Raw genomic sequence first — 8,043 nt, 5'->3', positions numbered from 1 at the left:
CCCGCGCCGGGGCGCCCGTCCGGGGACGGGCGGGCCTCAGCGGCCGAGGGCCTGCCGCCGCTCGAGGGCCGCCTTCACGAGACCGTCGAACAGCGGGTGCGGGCGGGTCGGGCGGGACAGGAGCTCGGGGTGCGCCTGGGTGCCCACGTAGAACGGGTGGACCTCGGCGGGCAGCTCCACGAACTCCACGAGGGTGCCGTTCGGGGAGGTCCCCGAGACCACCAGGCCGGCCTGCTCCAGGCGGTCCCGGTAGGCGTTGTTGACCTCGTAGCGGTGGCGGTGCCGCTCCTCGACCTGCGTGGCGCCGTAGGTCTCGGCCACCACCGAGCCCTCGCGCAGCTTCGCCTCGTAGAGGCCCAGGCGCATGGTGCCGCCCAGGTCTCCGGAGCCCTCCACGAACTGCTTCTGCTCCTCCATGGTCGCGACGACGGGGTGCCCCGTGTCCGGCTCGAACTCGGTCGAGGACGCCCCCTCGAGGCCGAGCTCCGTGCGGGCGTACTCGATGACCATGCACTGCAGGCCCAGGCACAGGCCCAGGGTCGGGATGCGGTGCTCCCGGGCGAAGCGGAGGGTCCCGAGCTTGCCCTCGATCCCCCGGATCCCGAACCCGCCGGGCACGCAGATCGCGTCGACGTCGCCGAGCTCCCGCTGGGCCCCCTCGGGCTTCTCGCACAGGTCCGACGCGACCCACTTGATCTTCACCCGGGCGTCGTTGGCGAACCCGCCCGCGCGCAGCGCCTCGGACACGGACAGGTAGGCGTCCGGCAGGTCGATGTACTTGCCGACCATCGCGACCGTGACGAAGTGCTCCGGCTCGTGCACGGCCTTGAGCAGGCGCTCCCACCGGGCCAGGTCGGCCTCCCGGTAGTCCAGGCCGAGGTAGTCGAGGATGTAGGTGTCCAGCCCCTGGGCGTGCAGAGTCTTGGGGATGTCGTAGATGCTCGGGGCGTCCGGGCACGAGATCACGGCGTCGTGGTCGACGTCGCACGCGTTGCCGATCTTGCGCAGCATCGTGTCCGGGACCTGCCGGTCGGAGCGCAGCACGAGCGCGTCGGGCTGGATGCCGAGCCCGCGCAGGGCGGCGACGGAGTGCTGGGTGGGCTTGGTCTTCAGCTCGCCGGAGGGCCCGATGAACGGGATCAGGGAGACGTGGAGGTAGAACACGTTCCGCCGGCCCACGTCCTGGCGGACCTGCCGTGCGGCCTCGAGGAAGGGCTGCGACTCGATGTCGCCGACCGTTCCCCCGATCTCCGTGATGATGATGTCCGGCTGGTCGTCGTCCTGGGCCCGGCGGCGCATCCGGTTCTTCAGCTCGTCCGTGATGTGCGGGATGACCTGGACGGTGTCGCCGAGGTACTCCCCGCGGCGCTCCTTCGCGATGACCGTGGAGTACACCTGCCCCGTCGTCACGTTGGCGGACGCGTCCAGGTCCTCGTCGAGGAACCGTTCGTAGTGGCCGATGTCCAGGTCGGTCTCGGCGCCGTCGTCGGTCACGAAGACCTCGCCGTGCTGGAACGGGTTCATGGTGCCCGGATCGACGTTGAGGTACGGATCGAGCTTCTGCATCGTGACGGAGAGCCCGCGCGAGCGGAGGAGCATCCCGAGGGACGAGGCCGTCAGGCCCTTGCCGAGGGACGAGGCCACACCGCCCGTCACGAAGATCTGGCGGGTCACCTTGCCAGGTCGCTGGTTGTCGGTCTGCTGTGCGCCGGCCCCGGGGGCGGCTTCGTTTGCATTCACCACGGAATTCGACCCTATCATTCTTGTCCTTCCCCGGCACCGGTCGGGTGCCGGGGATCACGGCGCGGCGGGTGTCTCAGAGGGACGCTCCTCGCACCAGTTCACGGGCGTGCTCGCGCGCCGCGGCGGAGTCCTCGTGGCCCGCGAGCATCCGGGCCAGTTCCACCACGCGCTCCTCCTCGTCCAGCACCCGCACGTCGCTGACCGTGGCGTCCCCGCTCTTGGTCACGAGGACGTGCCGGTCGGCGAACGCCGCCACCTGCGGCAGGTGGGTCACCACGAGGACCTGGACGTGCCGGGCGAGCATCTTCAGCCGCCGCCCGATCTCCACGGCCGCCTTGCCGCCCACGCCGGCGTCCACCTCGTCGAAGACGAACGTGGGCACCGGATCCACCGCGGCGAGGACCACCTCGATGGCCAGCATGAGCCGGGAGAGCTCGCCGCCCGAGGCCCCCTTCCCGAGGGGACGGGGCGCGGCGCCGGCGTGCGGGCGGAGCATGAAGGCGATCTCGTCGCGGCCGTGCGACGAGAACTCGTCCGTGGCCTCGACCTCGATGACGAGGGAGGCGTTGGGCATGGCCAGCGCCGTGAGCTCCTCGCTCACGGCCTCGGACAGGCGCTGCGCCGCGTCCCGGCGCCGGCCGGTCATCCGCCCGGCCAGCTCGGACAGCGCCGCGTGCAGCTCGTCGAGCCGGCTCCGCAGCTCCTGCTCCCGGGCGGGGTCGTCGGTCAGCTCGCCGAGCCGCGCCCGCGAGCGCTCCGCCCACTCGAGGACCTCGTCCACCGTGGCCCCGTACTTGCGGGTGAGGACCTTGAGCTTGGCCCGCCGGGCCTCGACCTCGGCCAGTCGCGCGGGGCCTTCGTCGTCGAGCCCGGCCGCGTAGGAGGAGAGGTCGGCGGCGACGTCGGTGACGAGCACGGCCAGCTCGGCCACCCGCCCGGCGAGCTCCTCGAGCTCGCGGTCGGAGCCGGCCTCCTGCTCCAGGGCCCGCTGCGCCGCGGCGACGAGCGTCGTGGCGTCCGCGGCGTCCCCCTCGGCGAACTCGCCGCCGCTGAGCGCCGCGTGCGCGGTGAGGGCCGCCGCGCGCAGCTGCTCCAGGTTGGTCAGCTTCTGGCTCTCCTCGTCCAGCCGCTCATCCTCGCCCGGCTGGGGGTCCACGGCGTCGATCTCCTCGAGGGCGCCCTGGAGGCTCTGCGCCTCGAGCGCTCGCTCGCGGCCGTTCTCGGTCACCTCCCGCAGGGTCTGCTGCACCCCCCGGTACTCGTCCAGGACCCCCCGGTAGCGTCCCAGGTCCGCGGCGAGCTCCGGTCCCGCGAACTGGTCCAGGGCGTGCCGCTGAGCCGCCGGCGACCTCAGTCGCAGCTGGTCCGACTGGCCGTGCACCGCCACGAGCGACTGCCCCACGGCGGAGAGCGTTCCGACCGGCGCCGAGCGGCCCCCCACGTGGGCGCGGCTGCGGCCCTCCGCGGTCACCGTGCGGGCCAGGGTGACGAGCGCCTCTTCGGTCCCGCCCACGGTCTCGACGTCGACGGCCCCGCCGGCCTCCTCCACCAGAGCCGCCGCCGGGTGACCGGCCGGGACGCGGACCACGGCCTCGGCGACGGCCTTGGACGCCCCGGAGCGCACGGCGCCGGCGTCGGAGCGGTTGCCCAGGAGCATGCCCACGGCCGTGACCACCATGGTCTTGCCCGCCCCGGTCTCGCCGGAGAGGATGCTCAGCCCGGGCCCCAGGGGCAGCACGGCGTCGGTGATGACGCCGAGGTCGTGGATGCGGATCTCCTCGATCATTCAGTCGGCCTCCGCGGTCTCGTCCCGGACCTCGGCCGGGGGCATGTCGTGGTGGGGCATCTCGTGGCCCACGGGCGGGTGCTCCGGCAGCGGCTGCTCCCGGCGGACCGTGGGGAGGTCGGTGGCCGGCGGCACGGCCGCCTCGTCCGGCGGCACGGGTCCACGCCAGCCGGTGGTGGGGAGCTCGAACTTCCGCACGAGCCGCTCCGAGAAGGGGGTCAGGTGCATGCGGGCGAGGTTGACCGACTTCGGCGAGCGCACCACCTCGATGCGCGAGCCCGGCGGCAGCTCCGTGGTGCGCCGCCCGTCGCACCACAGCACGCCGCGGGCGTCGGTGCGGGTGAGCACCTCCACCGCCATCATGGAGTTCGGGGAGATGACCAGGGGCCGGGAGAACAGGGCGTGGGCGCTCAACGGCACCATCAGCAGCGCCTCGACCTCGGGCCAGACGACCGGACCACCGGCCGAGAACGCGTAGGCGGTGGAGCCGGTGGGGGTGGCGAGGACCACGCCGTCGCAGCCGAACGTGCTCAGGGGACGCCGGTCGACCTCGATGACCACCTCGATCATCTTCTCCCGGTCGCCCTTCTCCACCGACGCCTCGTTCAGGGCCCAGGTGTGCAGGACCTTCCTGTTGTCCTGCCACACGGTCACGTCGATGGTCATGCGCTGCTCGACGGTGTAGCGCCCGTCCACGACGGCCTCGACGGACTCGGCGAGGTCGGAACGCTCGCTCTCGGCCAGGAAGCCCACGTGGCCGAGGTTCACACCGAGCAGCGGGGTGTCCACGCTGCGCACCATCTCGGCGGCGCGCAGGATGGAGCCGTCCCCGCCGAGGACCATCACGAGCTCGATCTCCCGCAGGGAGACGTCCTCCTCGATGATCTCCACGGGGGCGAGGGGGACGCCGTCCTCCTGCAGCGACTCGAGATCGACCCGGGAGATCACCGGCACGAGCCCTGCCTCGTGGAGCTGGAGACAGGACTGGCGGGCCGCCTCCTGGGCTTCCTTCCGCCCCATGTGGGCCAAGACCAGGATCTTCCTGCTCACCGGGTCCTCCGTCCTCGACTGGTCGGCGCCCGCGGGCGCCGTCGTGGCCGGCCCGAGGGCCGCACCGAGCCCGCACGCCGGGCGTCCTCCACCACCCTACGCGAGCACGCGGAGGTTCAGGACGCCTCGCCGCGGCGGCACCACAGGAAGAACTCGTGGTTGCCGTCCTGGCCGGGCAGGGGGCTGCGCCTCCGGCCCAGGACCGTCAGCCCGTGCTCCCGGGCGGCCGCCGCCACCGCGTCCACGGCGCGGTGGCGCTCGTCCTCGCTCGTGACCACACCGGTGCGCGCCAGCCGGTCGGCACCGACCTCGAACTGGGGCTTGACCATCAGGAGCAGGTCCCCGCCGGGCTCCGTGGCCGCCGCGAGCGGGCCCACCACGAGGGTCAGCGAGATGAAGGAGAGGTCGCACACCGTGAGGTCGGCCGGTCCGCCGATGTCCTCGGCGCGCATCCAGCGCACGTTCATTCCTTCGAACACCCGTACACGGGCGTCCGCGCGCAGGGACGGGTCGAGCTGGTCGTGCCCCACGTCCACCGCCACGACCTCCCGTGCGCCGGCCCGGAGCAGCACGTCGGTGAACCCGCCCGTGGAGGCGCCCGCGTCGAGGCATCGTCTGCCGGTCACCGTCAGCGCGGGGAACGCCTCGAGCGCGCCGGCCAGCTTGTGACCGGCCCGGCTCACGTAGTCGGGCACCTCCGCCGGGCGGACCTCGAGCCGGTCCTCCGCGCCGACGCGGACGGACGCCTTGGCCGCGGGGACCCCGTTGACCAGGACCCGCCCCTCCGCGACCCAGCGCGCGGCGACCGTCCGGGAGCGGGCGAGCCTCCGCGCGGCCAGTTCCTGGTCCAGCCGTGCGCTCATGGCCGGTCGGGATCCGTCCTCGGCACGGGGCCCGGCGGGACCGTGCCGGGCTCCGCGTCCAGCTCCGCGGCCAGCGCGGCGTGCAGCTCCTCGTGCAGCCGGGGGTGCTCGGCGACCTCCGCGGTGTCCAGCTCCGCGGCTCGGGCGAGCACCGCGTCCACGCGTTCGTGGCCGGTGGACGGCACCGTGCCGGCCCTGGTCCCCTCGTCCGGACCGGGCTGCCCCGCGGAGGACCCGGTCACGCCGCCGGCTCCCACTCCGGTTCCGGGGCGTGCGGCACGTCCGTGTCGGGGTGGGCCGCCCACCACGCCGCGCACGCCGCCCGCCAGGAGTCGAGATCGGACCGGGCGCCCCGCACGAGCAGCCGGGAACCGTCCGTCTCGGCCTGCGCTGCTCCGCAGCGCGCCACGTGCCCTCCGTCACAGGCCTCGGCCACGACCTCCGGGTACGGTTCGAGGAGCCCGTCGAGGGTCTCGACGACGTGGTCGGGCCGCTCCGCGGTGCAGGCGGCCAGGATGGTGTGGACGGTGTCGACGCCGGTGAGAACGGCCACGGTCGCGAACCCGGCCGCGTTGCCGCCCCTGATGTCGGTGTCCAGCCGGTCGCCGAGCACCACGGGACGGGCGCTGCCGGCCCGCTGCGCGGCCGTGCGGAAGATCGGGGCCTCCGGTTTTCCGGCGACCAGCGGCGGCCGGCCGGCCGCGGCCCGCACCGCCGCCACCAGCGTCCCGTTGCCGGGCGCCAGGCCCCGGGCCTGCGGGATCGTGAGATCCGTGTTGGTGGCCACCCACAGGACGTCCGGGTCGGCCAGGGTGTAGGCGGCCTCGGCCAGCGCCGCCCATCCCAGAGCCGGGTCGAAACCCTGGATCACGGCCCGAGGCTCCTCGGCCTGGGAGCGGACCGGGACCAGCCCTGCGGCCTCCACGACGTCGGCCAGGGCCTGGGAGCCCGTGACCAGGACTCGGGTGCCGGCGGGCACCCGCCCTGCGAGCAGTTCGGCACCTGCCTGGGCGGAGCTCACGACGCCGTCGGGCTCCGTGGGCACGCCGAGGTCCGTCAGGTGGGCCGCGACCGTGTCGACGGAGCGCGAGGCGTTGTTGGTCACGTAGATCACGGGCATCCCGTCGGCGGCGAGGCCGCGCAGGATCTCGGGGGCACCGGGAATCGCGTGCGGGCCGGCGTAGACGACGCCGTCGAGGTCGCTCAGGACCGCGTCGAACCGGTCGATCAGCCGCTCAGTCATCTGCATCGGCCCCACGGGTCTCCTCCGCATCGACGTCGTCGTCCGGGTCCAGGTCCGGTTCGGATCCGTCCTGGAGGTCGTCGTCGGAGTCATCGTCGGAGTCATCGTCGAGGTCGAGGTCGAGGTCGTTCTCGGGGTCGTCCGCGTCCGTCTCGTCGGCGCCCTCGTCGAGCACGTCCTCGACCTCGTCCTCCGGCGCGTTGCCCCGGTCGTCTCCCTCCGGGGCCGACCGGCCCATGACGGGCGCCCCCGTGACGGCACCGGCGGGCGCCGCGACGTCCGCAGCAGCGTCGTCCTCCTGCTCCGCCCCGCTGAGGTCGACGCCCTCCGCCGGCGACTGCTGGGTCTCCTCCTCGTCGTCCAGGTCGACGATCTCAGGCTCGGCGAACTGGCCGATGCCGAGCGCGGCCTCCGCCACCACGGCCCGTCGTTCCCACGCCAGCGACTCCTGCCCGCGCCCGACGCCCCGGAGCGCTTCGGCGTAGGCCCGGAACAGCCGGGGGCTGTAGGAGAAGCCACGGTTCTTGTCGAGCTGCGGGATCGTGAGCGCGTCGACGACACCCCGGGCGTCCCCCTGGTCACGGCGCATCCCGGCAAGGACGATGGCGAGCTCGACCTTCTGCCCCGGTTCGAGGGTGTCCGCCGCGGCCGACGTCGCGAGCTCCACCGCCTTGTCCAGGCGTCCGAGGGCACGCTCGCAGTCCACCATGAGCGGCAGATGCACCTCGGCGCCGGTCATCCGGCGGAAGGTCCGCAGCTCCTTGAGCGCGAGGGCGTAGTCCCCGGCCTCGTACGCCGCGAGGCCGGCGGCCTCACGGACAGCGGCGATGCGTCCGCCGCGGCGGCCGGCGGCCATTGCGTGCTCCAGCGCGAGGTCCGGGTCGTCCATCAGGTAGCGGCCGGCCATGACCAGATGCTTGGCGACGGCCTCGGCATTGCGCGGTTCGAGCGCTCCAAGTTGCGCCCGTGTCGGCTTGTCCAGCTCGCGGCCCGTGATGTCGTCGTCGATCTCGGGTGCACGGTGCCTGTGCGTCGAGGCGTCGAACCGGTCGTCGCGAGATCCGCGGAAGTCGTCCCCACGCCGCCCTCGGTAGCCCTCGCCGTCACGACGCGGACCACGCTCCTCACGCGGCCGGTCCTGACCGTAACCACCACGCCGGTCCTCACGCCGGTCCTCACGCCGGTCGTCACGGCGGGGTCCACGGTCCTCACGGCGGTCACCCTGTCGCTGCTCGCGACCGGCGAAGGACCCACCACGCTCGTCACGCCGCCCTCGGTAGCCCTCGCCGTCACGACGCGGACCACGCTCCTCACGCGGCCGGTCCTGACCGTAACCACCACGCCGGTCCTCACGCCGG

The 8,043-nt window shown here is 73.6% G+C and carries 8 protein-coding genes; 1 reads left to right on the top strand and 7 read right to left on the bottom strand.

The genetic code is table 11. From position 1 onward, the window contains the following. Positions 1-36: 36 nt before the first annotated feature. From ACH9EU_RS11285 to ACH9EU_RS11255, 7 genes are all read right to left on the bottom strand, one after another. Entirely contained in the window at positions 37-1,761 is a 1,725-nt protein-coding gene (locus tag ACH9EU_RS11285; RefSeq protein ID WP_396414024.1) for a CTP synthase, read from the bottom strand. A 55-nt stretch (positions 1,762-1,816) separates the two neighbouring features. Continuing rightward, on the bottom strand, positions 1,817-3,529 hold the full coding sequence (gene recN, locus ACH9EU_RS11280) for a DNA repair protein RecN (protein ID WP_396414023.1): 1,713 nt from the start codon (positions 3,527-3,529) through the stop codon (positions 1,817-1,819). Further along, positions 3,530-4,579, bottom strand: a complete 1,050-nt coding sequence (locus tag ACH9EU_RS11275; protein ID WP_396414022.1) for an NAD kinase — start codon at positions 4,577-4,579, stop codon at positions 3,530-3,532. Positions 4,580-4,695: 116 nt separating this feature from the next. Next, positions 4,696-5,442 (bottom strand): SAM-dependent methyltransferase, encoded by a 747-nt coding sequence (locus tag ACH9EU_RS11270; RefSeq protein WP_396414021.1) that lies wholly within the window; start codon positions 5,440-5,442, stop codon positions 4,696-4,698. Beyond that, the gene (locus tag ACH9EU_RS11265; RefSeq protein ID WP_396414020.1) at positions 5,439-5,684 is read right to left on the bottom strand and encodes a hypothetical protein; all 246 of its coding nucleotides are present in this window, start codon (positions 5,682-5,684) and stop codon (positions 5,439-5,441) included. The genes ACH9EU_RS11270 and ACH9EU_RS11265 overlap by 4 nt, the downstream gene beginning before the upstream one ends. Next, positions 5,681-6,685, bottom strand: coding sequence for an HAD-IIA family hydrolase (locus ACH9EU_RS11260; RefSeq protein ID WP_396414025.1), 1,005 nt, complete (start codon positions 6,683-6,685; stop codon positions 5,681-5,683). The genes ACH9EU_RS11265 and ACH9EU_RS11260 overlap by 4 nt, the downstream gene beginning before the upstream one ends. Beyond that, positions 6,678-7,592: a hypothetical protein gene (locus tag ACH9EU_RS11255; RefSeq protein WP_396414019.1), complete on the bottom strand. Its 915-nt coding sequence runs from the start codon at positions 7,590-7,592 to the stop codon at positions 6,678-6,680. The genes ACH9EU_RS11260 and ACH9EU_RS11255 overlap by 8 nt, the downstream gene beginning before the upstream one ends. Before the next feature lie 6 nt (positions 7,593-7,598). On the opposite strand from ACH9EU_RS11255, the gene ACH9EU_RS11250 reads away from it, so the two are divergent. After that, positions 7,599-8,043, top strand: a 445-nt coding sequence (locus ACH9EU_RS11250) for a hypothetical protein (RefSeq protein WP_396414018.1), incomplete at its 3' end; no start/stop codon positions are given.

This window comes from Kocuria rhizosphaerae (assembly GCF_044462265.1).
GTDB classification, from domain to species: Bacteria; Actinomycetota; Actinomycetes; order Actinomycetales; family Micrococcaceae; genus Kocuria; species Kocuria rhizosphaerae.
Note: the sequence above shows the minus strand (reverse complement) of the source record. Positions and strands in the feature narration are given on the sequence as shown.